Raw genomic sequence first — 20,511 nt, 5'->3', positions numbered from 1 at the left:
TCATTTTCGGGCCAGACTTCAGAGACGCGCTAACTGGCACCATGAGATTAAAACAGATAAAACTTGCCGGCTTTAAGTCGTTTGTCGATCCCACGAAAATTCCTTTTTTACAGGCATTAACCGCCATTATTGGCCCAAATGGCTGCGGCAAATCGAACGTGATCGATGCCGTGCGTTGGGTGCTCGGTGAAAGCTCGGCGAAGCACCTACGCGGTGATTCTATGGCCGATGTGATATTTAACGGTTCAAGCGCGCGAAAACCTGTGTCTGTAGCGGGTGTGGAACTTATTTTTGAAAACAAAGAGGGTCGCCTCGCTGGTCAGTATGCCAGTTATGAAGAAATCGCCGTTAAGCGTCAGGTGAGCCGCGACGGTGAGTCTTGGTATTTTCTCAATGGTCAAAAGTGTCGTCGTAAAGACATTACCGACTTGTTTATGGGCACCGGTCTTGGCCCGCGAAGTTATGCCATTATCGAGCAAGGCACTATTTCCCGCCTGATTGAATCTAAACCCCAAGACTTGCGCACCTTTATTGAGGAAGCCGCTGGGATTTCCCGATATAAAGAGCGTCGGCGCGAAACTGAAAACCGTATTCGCCATACCCGCGAAAACCTCGAGCGTTTGGGCGATATTCGCAGTGAACTCGGTAAGCAGTTAGATAAACTCGCGCAGCAGGCTAAAGCCGCTAAACAATATCGTGAGCTTAAACAGGCCGAGCGTAAGACCCATGCTGAACTCCTTGTGATGCGCTATCAAGAGTTGCAAGCTCAGATGGCGAGCCTATCTGAGCAGATAAGTGCTATTGAAGTGCAGCAAGCGGCGGCGCAGTCACTCGCGCAAACCGATGAATTACAAACCACTGAATTGCAAGTGCAACTCGCGCAATTGGCGGAGCAAGAGCAGCGAGCGGTTGAGGCCTATTATCTGACTGGTACTGAAATCGCTAAGTTAGAGCAACAGTTACAGAATCAAAAGCAGCGCGACGCCCAGCTCGAAACACAGTTGGCGCAAGTCAAAGAGCAGATCCAACAAAATACCGACAAGCTTAACGGCTATAAAGCGAGTCTTAGCGCATTGGAGCTTGAGCTTGCCAAACTTGGGCCACAGCATGATGAGCAACAAGAGATCATGGATGAGCTGCAATCCCAATGGGAAATGAGCATAGAACGCAGTCAGCAGCAGGCCGAAGTGGCGCGCCAACAGGCAGCGGATGTTTCTCAGCATAAGTTGCAGCTTGAACTACGTCGCAGCCAGTTAGCGCATCAGCAGCAATTACTGCAACACAAACAGCAGCAAAGTCGTGAGCAGCAGGCACAACTTGTGGCGTTAATGGATGGTGATCTCGCATCGAGTATTACACCATTGCAGCAAGATATTGAGTCTTTGGATGATGCGCTTAAACTGCAAAATGAAATTAATTATCAGCAAGAACAAAGTGTAAGTGCTAGTACGCAAGCCTTAGATGAAGCCCGCCATAGCGCTGAGCACATTCAGCAGCAATTAACCGCGACTAAAGCGCGCCATGAGCTGGTTGAACAGTGGTTGACTAAGCAAGAACAGCAGAGTGATAAACCGCAGTTATGGCAGAGTTTAACCGTTGAAAATGGTTGGGAAACAGCGGCCGAACTCGCCCTAAATGGCTTGTTGACCTTGCCCGTTGGTGTCACTGAAACTGAAATGGGGTTTCAAGCGTTAGCGTCACAATCAAGCCAAAGTGAATTTTTACAGGCTAAGGTGAATCTCGCCCCTTGGTTAGCGGGGCTGAAGTGGGCAAAGGATATCCATGCAGCGAAAGAACTGCTGCCACAGCTAACATCCGATCAACGGATTGTCACTGCCGACGGTTATCTACTGGGACAAGGTTTTTTAATCACGAAAACAGAGGGCGCCCAGTCACTGGTGCAACTCAGTAAAGAGCAAGCTCAGTTAGCGAAAAATATCCTCGATTTGCAACAATCCCTGCAGATTCGGCAAGACAAGATGACAGATCTTGCGGCTATTTTGCAGCAACAAAGACTGCAACTGACCGATGGCGCGCAAAAATTACATCAATTGCAGTTAGACAAAGCGACTAAGTCGATGCAGCTTAGTGGTTTAATCGAGCAAGTGAAGGCGCGCGTCGAACAGCAAAGTAAACTCGACGCGGCTTTAAGTACGAGTTTGATTGATATTGAACGCTTAAGCGAGCAATGCGAATTATTAGCAGAACAAGAAATGGAGCTCGATGAGACGCTGCAGGCTAGTGAAGATATTCAGCGGCAACTCATCCAAGACACACAGGCCGATAGTGTGCGCCATCAAGCATTAAAAGGGCGTATTACTGAGGTAGAACGTCAATTATCAGCCACTGCGACGGGTTTGCAAGCCGTGACTATGCGCATGGCCGTGAGCACGGAGCAAATTGAATTACAGCAAGTGCGTGTCAATGAACTCATCCACTCCCGCGAGTCTGTGTTAACAGAACTTGCCAAAGTTGCCCAATTGAGTGGGGTGCAAAATAGTGTGCAGCTGACTGAGCAGTTAACGCAGTTACTAAAGCAACAACATGAGCAACAACAGGGCTTAAAAGAGGTTCGTCAGCAGCAAAGTGTGCTCACAGACACATTAAACCGTATAGGAATAAAGCAAAAACAAGAGCTTGGTAAGCTTGAGGACTTGACTCAAAGCCTGAGCACGTTAAAGTTACGTCGTGAAGGAATAAAAGGCCAAGCGAATAGTCAGCTGGAAGCCTTACAGGAACAGCAAATCATTCTGTCTGAAATCCTTGGAAACTTGCCCGCAGAGGGGATGCCAGACAAGTGGCAGAGTGATTTAGATCAAATACGGCAGAAAATTGTTCGTTTAGGTGCCATTAACCTTGCGGCGATCGAAGAATTTGAACAGCAAAGTGAGCGAAAATCTTATCTTGATCATCAAGATGACGATTTAAATAAAGGGCTTGCAACCTTAGAGGAAGCGATCCGTAAAATAGATAAGGAAACCCGAAGCCGCTTTAAGACGACATTTGATTCAGTCAACGAAGATCTCGGACGCTTATTTCCGAAAGTGTTTGGTGGCGGCCGAGCTTATTTAGCGTTAACTGACGACGATTTGTTAGAAACGGGCGTGACTATCATGGCCCAACCACCGGGGAAGAAGAACAGCACAATCCATCTTCTTTCGGGTGGTGAAAAAGCATTAACCGCTTTATCATTGGTATTCGCCATTTTTAGGCTGAATCCTGCTCCCTTCTGTATGTTAGATGAAGTGGATGCGCCATTAGACGATGCCAACGTAGAACGCTTCTGTCGATTGCTAAAAGAAATGTCACAGAGCGTACAGTTTATTTATATCAGCCATAACAAAATAACCATGGAAATGGCGGATCAACTTATTGGCGTGACTATGCACGAGCCCGGTGTGTCTCGTATAGTTGCGGTAGACATAGAGCAAGCGGTGGCGATGGCTGACGCTGGATAACTAGAAGAAAGACAGGGTAACCAATGGAAGATTTGCAACTAGTATTGTTCGTTTTAGGCGCCATAGCCATAGTTGCTGTGCTGGTGCATGGATTTTGGTCTATCAGAAGACAACAGCCTAAATCATTGAAAGATAGCCCAATGAGCAACTTTTATAAGAAACAGGCTGAGAAAGGTGAGCCGAGTCCGAAGCGGATCGATTCAGAAGGGTTTGATGCCGATGGTATTGGCGCCGTACGCGTGCGCAAAGCCGGTGAACTTGCACCTAACAATGAAACTCCTGCGGCCAATCCTTATTTGAAGCAGGAAGTAAAGCTAGAACCAAAGCCTGAATTTAAACCACAAGAGTTTAAATCAGCAGAATTTAAACCAGAGTTGAAAGTTGGCCCTAAACACGAGCCTGTGACAGCTCAGCCTGATTTTAGCTTGCAGCCACCCGTGGCAAAAGAGCAACACCGTGGCCCGAAAGTCTCGCGTCAAGAGCCCGTTTTGAACACTCAAGCGAGCATGCAAACTCCGCCAATGGGTCAATCCCATGCGGCTATTGTCGCGCAAAAAGCAGCTGAACAGGAACATGCGTTACGTAGTGCAGCTCCGCAGCAAACGGCCTTGTTTGACGAAAATGAATATAAAGAAGATAGCTATCAAGAAGAGGTTGTTGAACAAGCCGCTGCAGATGAGTTAGGTGAACCACGCGACGTACTGGTATTACACGTGGTCGCTAAAGAGGGTCTACAGCTTAACGGCGCCGAATTGCTGCCTTGTTTCTTAACCTTGAATTTTAAATATGGCGATATGAATATTTTCCATCGCCATGTGGATAATGCTGGCAATGGTAAAGTATTGTTCTCGATAGCGAATATGCTAAAGCCTGGCGTGTTTGATCCTGATAATATGGAGCAGTTCAGTACCCAAGGCGTGGTGTTTTTCATGACTTTGCCTTGTTACGGTGACGCCCTAATGAACTTCTCGATTATGCTTAACTCGGCGCGTCAACTCGCGGATGATATCGATGCGGTGGTGCTTGACGGACAACGCCAACCTTGGGGTGAGTTCACTAAGCAAGATTATTTACACCGCATTCGCGCTAACGCTTAGCCGACGCCGCAATTTGGCGGTTAATAGATTGATGAGGCCGCGATTGCGGCCTCATTTTTTGTGATCTACTTTTTGTGATCTAAAGAATTCTGGATAAAGAATATGCAAGACATTCAACTCGATATACTTCTGTCTAAAGACGTCACCCCAGAAAACGCATCGCAGGTGATGCAGGCGCTCAGCCAATCGCTGAACGAGCACAACATTCGTTACTATGTGGACGATGCTCCGAGCATTACCGATTCTGAGTACGACAGGTTGATGCAGCGTTTACTCAAGTTAGAAGCCTTGTATCCCCATTTGATTGTCGCTGATTCACCGACTCAAAGGGTGGGCGGATTGGCACTGGCTAAGTTTGAGCAAATCACGCACCTTAAGCCTATGTTAAGCCTAGATAACGCCTTCGATGAGGCGGATTTCAGTGCTTTCCATAAGCGTGTCACCGATAAAGTGGGTGAGGTGAGCTTTTGTTGTGAGCCTAAACTCGATGGCCTTGCCGTGAGTATCTTGTATCGCCATGGTGTGCTCGAGCGTGCGGCGACGCGCGGCGATGGTTCAGTGGGTGAAGACATCACTGGAAATGTTAAAACCATTAAATCGATCCCGCTTAAATTACGTGGTCATGATTTTCCCGAGCTCGTTGAAGTGCGCGGCGAGGCTTTTATGCCAAAAGCCGCTTTTGAAGCTTTGAATGACAGGGCGCGCGCCAAAGATGAAAAACTCTTCGTGAATCCGCGTAACGCAGCAGCCGGTAGCTTGCGACAACTTGACAGTAAAATTACTGCTGCCCGTTCATTGGCTTTTTATGCCTATGCGCTCGGTGTGGTGGAGCCGGATTCCCATCCGTTAGCTAAAACCCATTTCGAGCAGTTACAGCAGCTTAAATCGTGGGGCTTACCCGTAAGTAGCGAAATCAAAGTCTGCGCTGAACTAAGCCAAGTTTATGACTACTACAAAGATATTCTCAGCCGTCGCGGTGATTTAGCCTTTGAAATCGATGGCGTAGTGATGAAAGTTAACGACATTGCCCAGCAGCAACGTTTAGGCTTTGTGGCTAAATCACCCCGCTGGGCGATTGCTTATAAGTTCCCCGCACAGGAAGAAATGACCCAACTTGAAGGCGTTGATTTTCAAGTGGGCCGCACAGGTGCTGTCACGCCAGTAGCACGCTTAAAGCCAGTGTTTGTTGGCGGCGTCACTGTATCAAATGCAACTCTGCACAATGCCGATGAAATTGCCCGTTTAGGCATTAAGGTCGGTGATACGGTGATTATCCGCCGCGCTGGCGATGTTATCCCACAAATTGTTGCCATAGTGCCCGAAAGACGCCCTGAAACAGCGACTGATATTGTATTCCCACACAATTGCCCTGTATGCGGCAGTTTAGTCGAGCGCCTAGAAGGTGAGGCTGTGGCTCGCTGTAGCGGTGGTTTATTCTGCGAAGCGCAGCGTAAAGAAGCGATTAAGCATTTTGCATCCCGCAAGGCTTTAGATATCGATGGTATGGGCGACAAAGTCGTTGAGCAATTGATTGATAAAGAACTCGTCCAAAGTCCTGCGGATCTGTTTAAGCTCACCGCTTCTATGATGACTATGCTTGACCGCATGGGGATGAAGTCGGCAACCAATTTAGCTGCCGCGATTGAAGCAGCCAAAACCACCACTCTCGCGCGTTTCTTATATGGCTTAGGTATTCGCGAAGTGGGCGAGGCGACGGCAGCAAACCTGGCGGCGCACTTTGCCAGTCTAGATGCGCTGCGGGAGGCAACTGTGGAGCAGTTAACTGAAGTAGAAGATGTTGGTGCTGTCGTTGCCCAGCATGTGGCCCATTTTTTTGACCAGCCCCATAACCTTGAAGTTATTGATGCTTTAGTTGCTGCTGGTGTTCATTGGCCCGCCATTGAAGCACCTAGTGCAGATGCTCAGCCGCTTAAAGGCCAAACTTGGGTATTGACTGGCACCTTAAATCAGCTCAATCGCAATGATGCTAAAGCGCAGTTGCAGGCGCTGGGGGCGAAAGTGGCAGGCAGTGTCTCCAAAAATACCGATTGTTTAGTGGCAGGTGAGGCGGCAGGTTCAAAACTGGCTAAAGCGCAGGAGCTTGGTGTTAAAGTGATGGATGAAGATGAGTTGTTAGCCCTTCTCGCGGCTAACGCTTGATTGGCGTCAGTTGAGAGAGGGCGTTGGCTTGATGTTGATTCAATGTTGGCTGTAGCGGCTGCAGCCTTGTATCAAGGTGGGAAACCGCCGAATAGTCGATATTAAATAGCGCCTGGCTTAAGGCGCTATTTTTTTGTCTGAAAATAATCAAGGTGCGGAAAGATTATCTGCTTTGGCTATTGAATTAACCGCGATTGGCACCATCTCCTTGATATGCTGTTTTAGATTTTGCTGATTGGAAACCTATTTGAATTTTAGTCACATCACTTGGCTCGATGATAAAGGCCACATTAAACCGCCCATCTTTTTATATGCGCTTTTGGCTTATCTCGCGCGTGGTTGGTGTATTTTTATCGCCTCGCTGACTCAGATGGGTGATCGTTCTGAGTTAGTGCGGATTTTTTACCCTGAAAAGTCAGATTTTTTGCTAGCACTCGGTGCGGGACTTGGCGCGGTTTTGATTTATCTTGTGGTGATAGCTGAACGTCGACGTTCGCCCCAATGGTTAAGACCGATTTTTGTGCATTTAAAATGGGGGTTGTGGTTGCTGTTGATTATTGATGGCGTTTTGTTGGGTCAGCGATTGTTCCATGGCCAATTTCTGTTTCATTGGAGTCTTGCTTTAGATGCTTTAATGTTGTTTTGGTCGAGTATTTATCTTATTAAATCGAAGCGACTCAGTTATTACCTCCGTGATTGGCCAAAAGAAGAAGCTAAAGAACTTCAGCCTTAGTTTTTATCGTATTGTTATATAATAACTTTATTTAGATCTGAGCGGTGGGGCACATGACGATGTGTTCTATCCCTCAGTTTGATAAGGATTTTTACCTTATTTCGCCATTGAATTCTTTGAATCATCTATAGTTATATGTACTTAGCTTAAATGTGCCCTGTTGGATACGCAGATGAGGCCATCTGTTTATACCCACATTACATTTGAAAGGAGTCATATTGCGTGGCAAAAGTACCTCAAAAAAAGTTGTTACTGTCAGAAATTCAACTTGGCATGAGAGTCAAGTTGCCTTTGTCATGGACGAACCACCCTTTTTTATTTAACCGTGTTGATATTAGCAGTGCCGCTCAAATCGAAATGATCCGTGGCTTAGGTGTTCCCTATGTTTTTTTGTTATCTGAATTGAATCGCGGATCGGAGACAGTTAGGGAAGATAAGGATGTTGAAGATGAAATTGAAGTTCCACCTGAGCGAGATCTTAAGGCCGATACCCGTAAGGCGATACGTTTAAGCCAAAAACGTTTCCTTGAGAACGTAAATAACTGCAGAAATGTATTTGGCAAGATAGCCAGTGATCCCGAAGGTGCCTATCGATTGTCGGCGTCATTGGTAGAAGACTTGCTCAGCCATCTACAGGAAGTTGAAAAACCTTTCCTCACTTTGGTTGGAATGGATGATAACGATGTCAGTGTGACCCAGCACGGCGTCTCCGTGGCAGTATTAGCAATGATGATGGGCCATGCACTGGATTTAAGTCCAAGGGAACTGCGTGATATTGCTCTTGGTAGTTTGTTACATGATATTGGTAAACTTAAGGTACCTGATGTTATTCGCCGTAAGCGTGGAGCCTTAACACCTCATGAGTCAAATTATCTGCAAATGCACCCTAATTTCGCCTATGACATGCTCAATCGTTCCGGATTATTCCCAAAAGAAGTACTCCACATTGTGCTACACCACCATGAGTTTATTGACGGTTCAGGTTTCCCTGATGGGTTAACTGACCATAAAATTCCTATCATTACGCAGATCGTAAGTTTGGCAAATGACTACGATCAACAGCTCAGTGGTCAACAAATATCCTCCCCTCAAGTCGCTTTAGGTTATTTGTTTAAGAATCGGGCCACTAAACATGCCGAATCTTTAATCGCTATTTTGGTTAAAATTCTCGGTATTTATCCACCAGGAACCATAGTGAAACTCTCCGATGGCTGTATCGCAAAAGTCATGATGACGACTAAAGATGTGAGTCAACCCCAAGTGTGGGCCTGCAAAGAGGATGGCAGTGAACCATCGCTGCGTTTTTTAAGTAATGAAGGCGTGACAGTACAAAAAGCCATCAAGGCGGAAGAGTTGTCCGAGGGGGCTATTCGTACATTACAAGTCGATAAAGGGATTAGTTTTTATTTTAGTTCGCTACAAACTTGAATCTTATACGCTAAGTTCCGTATTCTATCCGCTGATGTGATTCCCTTAGGGCTAATATGGCGAATGTAAAAGCAGAAAACAGCGCAGTAAAATCCAGTGTTGCTTTGGTCGGTTGTGGTTGGTTTGGTTTTGCTTTGGCAAAGCAACTTGTCCATGAGGGCTATCGAGTCACTGGCTGTAAGCGCAGTGCCGAAGAATTATCGGTATTAACTGAAGTCGGGATTGAAGCCTATCCGCTGCAATTGGGCCACGAAGCATCCTCTGCCCCCGATGCTCAGGCGTTAAGCGGTTTATTTCAGACCGATTATTTAGTGGTCAATATTCCTCCCCGATTAAAGCGTGGTAATGCCGCTTATCTTGAAGAATTACAACAACTCATCGCATTAACTCAAGGCTGGCAATATCAGCGGATTGTGTTTATCAGCACTACGGGTGTATATCCGACCCAAGATAAATTGATGACAGAAGCCGATGCGATGGCAGAATCAAGCGATAGCCAAGTGCTGTTAGATGCTGAAGCTTTATTTCAAGCATTGCCCCATACCTGTATCGTTCGTTTTGCTGGACTCGTCGGTCCTAAACGTCATCCTGGGCGTTTTCTTGCTGGAAAAACCGATGTGAGTGGGGCGAATGTCGCGGTAAATTTAGTCCATCTTAGTGACTGTGTGCGCGCCGTTAGCGCAATTCTCGCGGCAACTCATTCTGGATTATCAGTGGCGCCGATTTATAATCTTTGCGCACCTTCACATCCGACTAAAGCTGAGTTTTATCAAGCTGCTGCCGAATCTCTAGGTTTAGTCGCGCCAGAATTTAATCAACAATCTATGCCGAGTAAAGTCATCCAAGCTGACGCGATTGTCACAGATTTAGGCTTTCGATATCAGTATGTTTCGCCGCTGGATATGCTAGCGGCATGTTGAGAAAGGTTCATTACTGTAAAAGGTAAAAGTCGAACTTTTAGGTTATCTTTGGGTCCCAAGTTTGCTTGAGCAAATGTGTAATCCTTATTTAAACAAACGACGAATAAAAAGAGACAATATAATGAGCGTGTTTAATCGAGTTCGACCTATAGCAGTATTTGCGTGCGGATTAATGCTGAGTGCCAGCTTTGCCCTGCAGGCTGCAAGTTTCGAAGAAGGCAAGGATTATGTCACTGTGGCGGGCATTACCGAAACGCAAAAGCCAGTGCTGCGGGAGTTTTTTTCTTATAACTGTACACATTGTTATAAGCAAGAACCGCTCATTGAGTCGACAGTAAAGCTGCTTGGCAAAGATGTGGCCTTTGAGCGTACCCCCGTTGGTGCAGGTCGTCCTGCTTGGGAATTGAGCCAGTTTGCCTATTATATGGCGCAAAAATTAAAGATGACTAAGCAAACCCATGGTGCCATTTTTAAGCAAATTCATGAGAAAGGTGAGCAATTTACCACCCTAGAGCAAGTAAAAGCCTTTTTCATTGCCCAAGGCGCTAAGGTGGGTGATGTCGATGCCGCGATGAATTCCGTCGATGCTAAATTCACTCTAATGAATTATGACTCTCAAGCTGAGCTTGCTGGGATCAAGGGGGTACCGTCATTATTGGTTAATGGCCGTTATATGCTGACCTCAACCGCACATACCGCAGAAGAATTGGCGGCGTTAGTGAGGTTTTTAGCTGCGAAGTAACGGCATTTTATAGACGGACGGCACGCGATGTATCATGCGATGAAAGCCGCTTGTTGCGAGTAACGCTTAGTCACGTTTCCTCAAGGTAGATTGAGTAACCCAGCATAGGCTGGGTTATTTTTTGTTGTAAACCTGCAAAGAGGCAGTGAGTCAAACCCTAACATTTTGACGAAATAACATGATGAAATAAAACGGTAAGCAATTGGCCTGACCTAGGTTTGATGAGAGATTTAACGTCTCTAATTGATTGAGAAACTCATGATTAAAACCCTCAATAATCTAGGCTAAAAATCTTAAATCATCTGATTTTTAGCCAGTCTAGAGCCGTATTAAAGGTCATTTAAATTTCTAATTTCCCTAGTTCAGACAATAAGTTATTTCTATTTATTGGATGAAAATCCTCTTTCTCCATTCACATCCCACTCATTCATGTTCGACATTGGTCTAACCTGTTAAAAAAGTTAAAACCGTATCGAAATGTAATATCATTGTTAACTCTTTGAATTTGTTTCTATTCGCTATTTGCAGACAGTGTTTTGAATCACGGGTTAGACGAAAGTCGTGATTGTGCTCACACCAGCTGTTGCTAGATTAAACATGACTTAAAATTAAAACAGCACAGGGGAGTCACTATGGGTTTTGAAAACAACGACAAGGCAAAGGGTTATTGGCGCGAGAATATTCGTCTCGTACTGAGCTTATTAGCCATTTGGGCGGCAGTTTCTTTTGGATGCGGCATTTTATTGGTTGATGTACTCAATGAAGTCCATTTCATGGGATTCAAATTAGGTTTCTGGTTTGCACAACAGGGATCTATGTATGTATTCGTTGCGCTTATCTTTGTCTACGCGGCAAAAGCCAACGCCTTAGATAAAAAATATAACGTACAAGAAGACTAAGGAGCTTTGAGATGGATGTTCAAACACTCACATATATTATCGTAGGGCTCTCATTTGCGCTCTACATTGGGATTGCAATCTGGACCCGTGCGGGTTCAACCAAAGAGTTCTATGTTGCTGGCGGCGGTGTTCACCCTGTGGTGAACGGTATGGCAACGGCGGCAGATTGGATGTCAGCGGCGTCATTTATTTCGTTAGCGGGTATTGTGTCTTTCGTCGGTTACGATGGTAGCGTGTACTTGATGGGCTGGACGGGCGGCTACGTATTGCTTGCCCTTTGTATGGCACCGTATTTACGTAAATTTGGTAAGTTTACTGTGCCAGATTTCGTCGGTGAGCGTTATTACTCACAGGCGGCACGTACAGTCGCGGTTATCTGCGCTATCTTTATTTGCTTTACGTATATTGCAGGGCAAATGCGTGGCGTGGGTGTTGTGTTCTCGCGTTTCCTTGAAGTGGATGTGGATACGGGCGTATATATAGGTATGGCGGTCGTGTTCTTCTACGCGGTACTCGGTGGTATGAAAGGGATTACCTACACTCAGGTTGCCCAATACTGTGTACTGATTTTCGCCTTTATGGTTCCGGCTATTTTCCTTTCAGTGATGATGACGGGCCACTTAGTTCCGCAAATTGGTTTTGGTGCTGAGTTACTGGATGCCGCTGGTAATAATAGCGGTGTGTATTTGTTAGAAAAACTCAATAACGTTTCGGTTGAGCTCGGCTTTGCACCTTACACCGACGGTTCTAAGAGCATGATAGATGTGTTCTGTATTACGGGTGCCTTGATGGTGGGTACTGCGGGTTTACCCCATGTTATCGTGCGTTTCTTCACTGTACCTAAAGTGAAGGATGCACGTATCACTGCCGGATGGTCGCTTGTTTTTATTGCGATTATGTACACCACAGTGCCTGCGTTAGCAGCGTTCTCCCGCGTGAACATGATTGAAACTATTAACGGTCCCGATTCTAAAGGTGTGGCTTATGAGTCTGCACCAGATTGGATTAAGAACTGGGAAAAAACCGGTTTGATTAAGTGGGATGACAAAAATGGCGACGGTAAAATTTACTATTCGTCAGGTAAGATTGAAGATCCCGCTAGCAAAAATGAAATGAAGATTGATAACGATATTATCGTACTTGCTACGCCAGAAATCGCTAATTTACCAGCTTGGGTTATCGCCCTCGTGGCGGCGGGTGGTTTAGCAGCAGCGTTATCAACATCTGCAGGCTTGCTATTGGTGATTTCAACGTCGGTTTCACACGACCTATTGAAAAAGAATTTAATGCCTAACCTTTCCGATAAAAAAGAGCTGCTATACGCTCGCTTGGCGGCAGGTATCGGCATTGTGATTGCGGGTTACTTTGGGGTGAACCCTCCTGGTTTCGTGGCGGCAGTGGTGGCATTCGCCTTCGGATTAGCGGCTTCCTCACTGTTCCCTGCCATTGTTATGGGTATTTTCTCTAAGACGATGAACAAAGAAGGTGCGATTGCCGGTATGTTAACGGGTCTACTGTTTACTGCGGGTTATATCATCTACTTCAAGTTTGTTGATCCAACGGCTAACATAGCTGCTAACTGGTTCCTGGGTATTTCACCAGAAGGTATTGGTATGGTAGGCATGTTAGTGAACTTCGGTGTGGCAGCGATAGTGAGTCGAGTCACTGCGGCAACACCACTGCATGTTCAGGAGATGGTTGAATCGATTCGTTTCCCTAAAGGTTCGGGTGAAGCAAGCGGACACTAACCTTACTGCGTAATGGTGAGTATCAACACAAGAGAGCGCTTCGGCGCTCTTTTTTATTGCCTCTTTTGGCCTGCCTTTATCACTCTGTGGGGAGTCACTTTATTATGCTTGCGGCTGACTTTAGTCGAATGTAGCGTAGCGACAATGCAGGCTATAGTGATGACATCTCAGTAAAAATTCGCCTAAAGAAGGTGTTGCCTATGAATGCCAGTGAGTTACAACCCGTAGTGCAATTTCTACAGGGACTTGTGCCCTTTGATGCTCTGCCTGAGGATGTAGTCGTGCGCTGCGCTAAGGCTGTTACTGTTGGGTATTACAGCAAAGTCTCTGGTTATGTTAATTTCGACGCGAATTCGCCTAAGTTGTATATGGTGCGTAGCGGCGCCTTTGAGGTGCGCGATCCTGACGGCGTGTTGGTGGATAGAGTGGGCGAGGGGGAGTTTTTTGGCTTTTCTACTTTGTTATCAGGGGAAAAAGTCGTTAATAAAGTCGCGATTCTTGAAGACGGTCTAGTTTATCATCTGCCCCAAGCCTTGTTTGATAGCCTTAGGAGTGAGAGTCGTCACTTCGATAAGTTTTTTACCCGCGCCTTCGCAAAGCGTTTACGCCATGAGGCCCGCTTTAAGGCAAAGGATCTGACGACCACAAGTCGGATCAGCACGTTAATGTCTTCCACTCCCATCGTTATTGATGCCCAAGCTAGCGTGACTCAGGCGGCACTCTTGATGCGAAATCGCCGAGTATCGTCCTTATTGGTGACGGATAATCATAAATTGGTTGGCATTTTAACCGATAAGGATTTGCGTAATCGCGTGTTAGCAGCAGGGCTTGATGGCAGCGTTGCTGTGCATCAAGCCATGACCGTTTCACCTATCTCGATTTCCTCCAATGCATTGATTTTTGAAGCTATGCTGCTGATGAGTGAGCATAACATTCATCACTTACCGATTATCGATCAAGATAAAGCTATCGGTATGGTGACCAGTACCGACATCTTGCGCGGGCAGGGCTCACAACCGCTACTGTTGATTGGTGAGATTGAACGGCAGCAGGATCTTGCCAGTTTAATTGGCGTCAGTAAGCAAATTCCCCTATTGCTGCAAAATCTTATTAGTGCCGATGCCAGAGCTGAAGAAATTGGCCGAGTGTTAACCTCTGTCACCGATGCGCTGACGCGGCGATTAATTGTGCTCAATCAGCAATTACTCGGTGAACCGCCCATGGCCTTTTGCTGGTTGGCATTTGGCTCGCAGGGACGACAAGATCAGGCTGCGTGTTCAGATCAAGATAATGGCTTGTTAGTCGCAGAAGAGATGGATGATTTTGCTAAAGGTTACTTTGATGCCTTAACCCATGCCGTATGCGCAGGGCTTGACCAATGTGGTTATGAATTTTGTCCCGGCAATATTATGGCGCAAAATCCCCAATGGCGGATGTCACTCAAACAGTGGCAACAGGTATTTGAAAAATGGGTCATAACGCCTGAGCCTAAGGCGTTAATGCACGCCAGCATCTTCTTCGATATGCGATCGGTTTACGGTCCACAAACCCTGTTTGATGCCTTACAGGATAAAGTCTTGGCTCAAACCCGCGATAACGATATTTTCCTCGCGGGTATGACAGGCAATTCGCTGGTGGAGTCGCCGCCGCTTGGATTTTTCCGCAAATTTGTACTCGAGCGGGATGGTAGCGAAGTTAAAGGCATAGATTTGAAGCATAAAGGTAATGCTTTGATTAACGATATTGCCCGTGTTTATGCCTTGTCTGCGGGCATTAAAGAAGTGAATACTGCAAAACGTATTCGTGCCTTGATGGATGCGAATATTCTCAATCGACAAGATGCGCTCAATTTGGCTGATGCCCACGAGTTTATCGCCCATATGCGGTTATCGAACCAAGGTTATCAACATAATCAAGGGGTAGAGGTGAGTAATTATTTGCTGCCTGGGCATTTATCTTCGCTGGTTCGTCATCAGTTACGTGACGCTTTTAAAGTCGTACATGAGGCGCAGGCGGGGATGAAGATGAAATTTATGCGAAGCTTTTGATATGAATACATTGTTGCTGAAAACTCAGCTCAATTGGCGGGCGCTGCGTTGCCAACATCATTTATTTAAAGGCTATTATCAGTCGCTGTTGCCTCTACTGGCAATGCCGTTATCCGAAGCGCCGTTAACGGCGATGGATTTGGAGATGACAGGGCTCAATCCACAGCAAGATCAAATTCTCAGCATTGGATTGGTGCCGATTGAGCGCGGTGAGATCCCGTTGGCACGCGCCGAGCAAAAGTTAGTGCAAATTCGCGGTAGTGTAGGCCAAAGTGCGACGATTCACGGCATTCTTGATAATCATTTGGTACAAGCCGTCACCATTGAGGAAGCCATGGGCTGGTTTATCAATCAAACCTATGGACGCGTGCTGGTGGCACATCATGCCCCTTTAGATTGTCGTTTTTTACAGCAGGATTTATTGACGATTTATCATCAAGCCCTTGTTTTACCTGCAATCGATACTTTAATGGTTGAAAAGCACCGTTTACTACGGGAGCACTCAGTGATTAAAGAGGGGAGTTTGCGCCTTGGCGCTTGTCGCGAACGTTATGGTTTACCCATTTATACGGCCCATAGCGCGCTGACCGATGCCTTAGCTTGTGGGGAATTATTACTTGCGCAAATGGCTGCTATGGGCGGTGCGGCAAAGCTTACTGTGGCTGATTTACTGCAAAAATCGACTTAGTCAGTGCTAACAGAAATCACTATTTGTGGTGAGTGAATTCATTTGAGATGGATTGGTTTCATCTGGATTTCATCTTAGGTTAATCACTGACAAGCTAAACTCAGTTTACATTTAATCCTCTGTTCGAATTCAACCTGCCGTTAACTTGGCAATCCAACCAACTTGTACTTCACTCTACTAAGTTGAGTGGGTAGGAGAATATGATGCCGTTACCTTTACTTTGGGTGGGTGGTGCCGTAATCGGTGCGGTTTTGCTGGCCGATGAGCGCGAGCAGCGTCAACAGCTTGAGCGTGACAGATTACTCGGTAAGGCCCCTAAGTACCCCGTTGCCAATCGCGCTATGGTGGCACCGCCGAGTCAATGGCAAAAGGGATTAAAACAAGTGTCGCCAATTCCTGGCAGTATCGTCTGTTGTTATGTTTTTGGCGTGATTGAGCATACTGGCATTTGGCTTGGTGATGATTGCCTCGTAGAGTTACATGGCTCAGGGCTGGTGCGGGCTGTATCGGTAAAGCGTTTTTTAGCGGGACGGACCGGTAGCCAAATCTATCTTGCCTGTAATCACCAACATCAGCCTCTTATTGCCGAGTCTGTGTTGCCCCGCGCTGAACAGGCGATTTATCAGTATCGGGAATATGATTTATTCGACAATAATTGCCATCGATTTGTCTGGTCTTGTATTAGTGGTAGCGAAGGCGTGATTAAAGGCTTTAATGAGTTAAATCAAAAACTCGCCGAACACTTTAATCAAGCTATCTATTGGGATGAGATGATCATTAGCAAGCTGAATGAATAAGTTCTGTAGTCATATACTAAAAAAGCCATCGCTTAAGATGGCTTTTTGTTTTAGTGAAACACTATGTAATCGTTTTGCAAAAACCGTTTACGGCTTACAAAAATAATCTACAGCGCGTTTGACTAACTCTATGCCTGTTTTATCACAAGGCGGTAACTCGGCATCACTGATATTGATAGGTGTGACGCGATTTCCCCATTGCAGCAAGAGTGCGGCAGAGGTTAAGCCTGCGCCAAAGGCACAAGAGAGTATGGTTTGATTCGGCTTGATAATGCCTTGTTCTAACGCATCACAAATGGCAATTGGAATCGTCGCCGCCGAGGTATTGCCATAATTAGCGATGTTCACGAAGGCTTTTTCTTTCGGGATTTTCATTCGGCTAACTAAGGTATCAATAATACGTTCGTTGGCTTGATGCGGGATCACGAGATCCACTTCATCCTTATCAACACCACATTTTTCAAGCACTTTAGTGCTCAATTTATTCATTCCGTTAATCGCACGCTTGAAGATTTCTTGGCCATCGAATTCAATGAAAAAGTCCAATGAGTCGGCTGAGAATCTGTCCATCGCCGTGCCAAAGCCCGCTTTCAGAATATCACGACCTTCAGGATCGTTATTCAGCTCATAACCGAGCACGCCACCGGCAACATCTGTCGCTTCAACCACAACGGCACCCGCACCATCACCAAATAGCACTGCGGTTTCGCGGCGCGACCAATCTAAATAGAAAGATAAACGTTCAGCACCAATGACTAATACTTTCTTGCTCTGGCCACTCTTGATTTGTGAGCTGGCTAAACCTAAGCCATATAAAAAGCCACTGCAGGCAGCATTGATATCGAATGCGGCACAACTGGCGCCAATATTAGCTTGTACAGTGGATGCAATATTTGGGATCAAAGTGTCTGGGCTGGCACTGGCCAGAATGATCATGTCGATTTCACTGCCATCAATACCTGCAGCTGCGAGCGCACGTTGTGCTGCAACTGAAGCAAGTTCAGAGGTATTTACATGACTGATATGGCGCTGGCTGATCCCTGTGCGAGATTTAATCCATTCGTCGGATGTCTCGATAAAGGTAGCAAGATCATCGTTAGTCAGCGTGGCTGGTGGAACACATTTGCCCCAACCTGTGATAGTGGCGTACTGCATGGTGGTTTCTCTCAAATAAAAAAGGCAGAACCTGAGCGCTGCCTTGAATCGACAACAAAGCTTATCGGCAACTCTAATGGCCGTCCGTGATCTAGACCACCTGTTTGGCGACGAGATCTCGAATTGTCATTGCGGCATGCAGAATATGATGACGCAGTAGCGCCGTCGCTTTTTCTGTTTCTCTCAGTTTGCAGTGGTTGAGCAAAGCCCTGTGCTCATGCTCTGCGGCAGGAATTCCCCCCGCGAGCAATAACTGCAAACGAATGTATCTATCACAATTAGTATTGAGGCCGTGAACAACCTCAAGGGTGTGTGGGCGATTAGCCGCCTGATATAAGCAAGTGTGAAATTGCGTATTCAACTCGCTCCAACTGGCGACGGCATCTTCATGTTTGAAGGCCGACTCCAATTGCTCGAGTACACGTTCTGCTTTTTCTAAATCAGCCTCTTGAAGTCGTGGGATCGCTTTCGCAAGCAGATCGGTTTCGATCATTGCACGTAATTCAAAAAGTTCGGTGACTTGTTCGACGGATAACACGGTCGCGGTCGCACCTTTATGGGGCTCAAACTTAACGAGTCCTTCGGCTTCGAGTTGCAATAATGCTTCTCTCACCGGAATACGGCTGACATTTAACGCTTCAGCCAAGGCACTTTGTCTGAGGGGTTCTCCTGCGGCTATGTCACCTGAAAGAATTCTCTCTCTGAGCACTTCCACAACTAACTGGGTGCGGGTTTTGTGGACGATAGGCGTAGTTCGACTCATTATTTCCGTCTATTTCGGGTATTTTCTCGTTATTTGCCCAAGATTACCGTTAAAAACACCACAAATAAAGGGAAATGCTTGATTGAGTGCAGCATCTAAGAGACTAACAATGTCCAAACGACGGGTTTTTTTGTGGTTTTCTCTTACGATTTGAAGCGCATTACTTGCGAGTGGCTTCGATGGTAACAGTGGCAATTATTTGTAAAAACGCTGTTCAGCTTCTTCGATTGAGTATTTTGATTAAACAGTGCAATTACACATTTCACTGCTGGATTTTTTGTACGCTGATTTGGTGGGACAATTACTATCTCGCATAGACACAAGCTGTCCATAGAGATTTGCCTGTACAGCCACGAAATATCACTAACGTGCAATTTAGCGCTAAAAGCATAACTTCGCGGTGCAATTTCTGATAATGAATGGAATAATAGCGCGATAACGCCTTAGGCGATTTGGGAGTATTACAGTGAGTCGAGCAGTATTTTTAGACCGTGATGGTGTGATTAACAAAGACCATGGTTATGTCCACCTAGTGGATGACTTCGAATATATTGACGGTGTGTTTGAATCTTGCCTCTCTTTAAAAGAAATGGGCTACAAGTTAGTTGTCGTCACTAATCAATCCGGTATTGCCCGTGGCATGTATACTGAAGACCAATTCCACAGCTTAACGGAGTGGATGGATTGGAACTTTGCCGATAAAGGGGTCGAGCTCGATGGTATTTACTATTGCCCGCACCATGCCGAGAAAGGCATAGGGGAATATAAGGTCGACTGTGATTGCCGCAAACCTAAGCCGGGTATGCTTAATGATGCGGCGCAATTCTTAAAAATCGACTTAGCGCACTCAGTCATGGTTGGCGACAAAGCCGAAGATATGCAGGCAGCGAAAGCGGCGGGCGTGACTACACGTATATTCGTGCGCAGTGGTAAGGTTATTGCCGATGACAGTGATGCCACAGTGGTACTCGACAGTATTGCCGATGTGCCGGCTTACTTAAAAAGCCTAGGCTAGTCGCTACGCTACTACTTATAAGCAGATAAACATTTGCTTATAAGTTCATCTCAACTAGCTACTATTACAGTAGCCAGTAGCGTGGGTTGTTGCTCTTGTTGAATGGAACCTTGCGTTAAAAGCGATCTAACATGGCATAAAGAGCTAACCAATAGGTTGGCTCTTGTCATTTCTAGCGCTGATGAACCTTATCTTTCCCCATAACTCAGCACAAATTCGATAATATTGGCGTTAAAATACCATTTTTAGTTTAAAAAGTGTGCGCTTGAATCGTTTTTCGTAATTATTCGCGCCAAAGGGGTTGCGGTAAAATCTGACATCCCTATAATGCGCATCCACTGACCCAGCGGGGTCAACGGTTAAGCGCTGAATAAGCTGCTAACCATGCTCTTTAACAATTTATCAAGCAAATCTGTGTGGACACTCACAGGTGTTGAGTTAATCGAAACTGCTTAGCCTTCGGGTTGGCAGTCAAAAATTTAAATCAATGTTTTCAAGTCATTCTCCTTAACGGGAAGCGTGATTGAGTGTTCATAGTAATATGTACATACAGTAATGTATGAATTGAAACGCAATGCTTCTTAGTGAGCAAAGCGAATCAAAACAGTAGAATTCATTGAGCCGTTTGACGAAAGTCAAACAACAAAACTTTAATTGAAGAGTTTGATCATGGCTCAGATTGAACGCTGGCGGCAGGCCTAACACATGCAAGTCGAGCGGCAGCACAAGGGAGTTTACTTCTGAGGTGGCGAGCGGCGGACGGGTGAGTAATGCCTAGGGATCTGCCCAGTCGAGGGGGATAACAGTTGGAAACGACTGCTAATACCGCATACGCCCTACGGGGGAAAGGAGGGGACCTT

The 20,511-nt window shown here is 46.0% G+C and carries 15 protein-coding genes and 1 rRNA gene; 14 read left to right on the top strand and 2 right to left on the bottom strand.

From position 1 onward, the window contains the following. The first annotated feature begins 41 nt into the window (after nt 1–41). From L5M71_RS02010 to L5M71_RS01955, 12 genes are all read left to right on the top strand, one after another. Nucleotides 42–3,458 (top strand): chromosome segregation protein SMC, encoded by a 3,417-nt coding sequence (locus L5M71_RS02010; protein WP_263206176.1) that lies wholly within the window; start codon nt 42–44, stop codon nt 3,456–3,458. A 23-nt stretch (nt 3,459–3,481) separates the two neighbouring features. Further along, nucleotides 3,482–4,555 carry a cell division protein ZipA gene (gene zipA / locus L5M71_RS02005; RefSeq protein ID WP_263206173.1) on the top strand — a complete coding sequence of 358 codons (1,074 nt, stop codon included), beginning with the start codon at nt 3,482–3,484 and terminating at the stop codon, nt 4,553–4,555. A gap of 102 nt (nt 4,556–4,657) precedes the next feature. Next, complete coding sequence (gene ligA / locus L5M71_RS02000) at nt 4,658–6,715, top strand: NAD-dependent DNA ligase LigA (protein WP_263183546.1); 2,058 nt, start codon at nt 4,658–4,660, stop codon at nt 6,713–6,715. A gap of 247 nt (nt 6,716–6,962) precedes the next feature. Further along, nucleotides 6,963–7,448 (top strand): DUF2919 domain-containing protein, encoded by a 486-nt coding sequence (locus tag L5M71_RS01995; protein ID WP_263183549.1) that lies wholly within the window; start codon nt 6,963–6,965, stop codon nt 7,446–7,448. Between the two features lie 222 nt (nt 7,449–7,670). Beyond that, nucleotides 7,671–8,876 carry an HD-GYP domain-containing protein gene (locus L5M71_RS01990; protein WP_263206171.1) on the top strand — a complete coding sequence of 402 codons (1,206 nt, stop codon included), beginning with the start codon at nt 7,671–7,673 and terminating at the stop codon, nt 8,874–8,876. 56 nt (nt 8,877–8,932) lie between these two features. Further along, on the top strand, nt 8,933–9,796 hold the full coding sequence (locus tag L5M71_RS01985; RefSeq protein WP_198572821.1) for an NAD(P)-binding domain-containing protein: 864 nt from the start codon (nt 8,933–8,935) through the stop codon (nt 9,794–9,796). A 121-nt stretch (nt 9,797–9,917) separates the two neighbouring features. Next, entirely contained in the window at nt 9,918–10,538 is a 621-nt protein-coding gene (locus L5M71_RS01980) for a thiol:disulfide interchange protein DsbA/DsbL (protein WP_263138980.1), read from the top strand. Between the two features lie 632 nt (nt 10,539–11,170). Then, a complete protein-coding gene (locus L5M71_RS01975) occupies nt 11,171–11,437 on the top strand; it encodes a DUF4212 domain-containing protein (RefSeq protein ID WP_006082142.1) in 267 nt (88 codons plus the stop codon). A gap of 11 nt (nt 11,438–11,448) precedes the next feature. Then, entirely contained in the window at nt 11,449–13,185 is a 1,737-nt protein-coding gene (locus tag L5M71_RS01970) for a sodium:solute symporter family protein (RefSeq protein ID WP_131523557.1), read from the top strand. A 200-nt stretch (nt 13,186–13,385) separates the two neighbouring features. Continuing rightward, nucleotides 13,386–15,233 (top strand): DUF294 nucleotidyltransferase-like domain-containing protein, encoded by a 1,848-nt coding sequence (locus L5M71_RS01965; protein ID WP_263206169.1) that lies wholly within the window; start codon nt 13,386–13,388, stop codon nt 15,231–15,233. Between the two features lies 1 nt (nt 15,234). Next, nucleotides 15,235–15,921, top strand: a complete 687-nt coding sequence (locus L5M71_RS01960; protein ID WP_263146377.1) for an exonuclease domain-containing protein — start codon at nt 15,235–15,237, stop codon at nt 15,919–15,921. A 203-nt stretch (nt 15,922–16,124) separates the two neighbouring features. Further along, nucleotides 16,125–16,718 (top strand): lecithin retinol acyltransferase family protein, encoded by a 594-nt coding sequence (locus L5M71_RS01955; protein WP_263206167.1) that lies wholly within the window; start codon nt 16,125–16,127, stop codon nt 16,716–16,718. 87 nt (nt 16,719–16,805) lie between these two features. Here L5M71_RS01955 and L5M71_RS01950 read toward each other — a convergent pair whose 3' ends face one another. Both L5M71_RS01950 and L5M71_RS01945 read right to left on the bottom strand, forming a co-directional pair. After that, entirely contained in the window at nt 16,806–17,873 is a 1,068-nt protein-coding gene (locus L5M71_RS01950) for a ketoacyl-ACP synthase III (protein ID WP_028760951.1), read from the bottom strand. 91 nt (nt 17,874–17,964) lie between these two features. Beyond that, nucleotides 17,965–18,636, bottom strand: a complete 672-nt coding sequence (locus L5M71_RS01945; protein WP_028760950.1) for a GntR family transcriptional regulator — start codon at nt 18,634–18,636, stop codon at nt 17,965–17,967. A gap of 466 nt (nt 18,637–19,102) precedes the next feature. Here L5M71_RS01945 and gmhB point away from each other — a divergent pair, with 466 nt between their 5' ends. Beyond that, complete coding sequence (gene gmhB / locus L5M71_RS01940) at nt 19,103–19,651, top strand: D-glycero-beta-D-manno-heptose 1,7-bisphosphate 7-phosphatase (RefSeq protein WP_263206165.1); 549 nt, start codon at nt 19,103–19,105, stop codon at nt 19,649–19,651. Between the two features lie 651 nt (nt 19,652–20,302). Next, a 16S ribosomal RNA gene (locus L5M71_RS01935) occupies nt 20,303–20,511 on the top strand; the annotation flags it as partial.

Source organism: Shewanella sp. SW1 (genome assembly GCF_025653545.1).
Classification (GTDB): Bacteria; Pseudomonadota; Gammaproteobacteria; order Enterobacterales; family Shewanellaceae; genus Shewanella; species Shewanella oncorhynchi.
The sequence above is the reverse complement of the archived record's forward strand: the minus strand, read 5'-3'. Positions and strand labels throughout refer to the sequence as shown.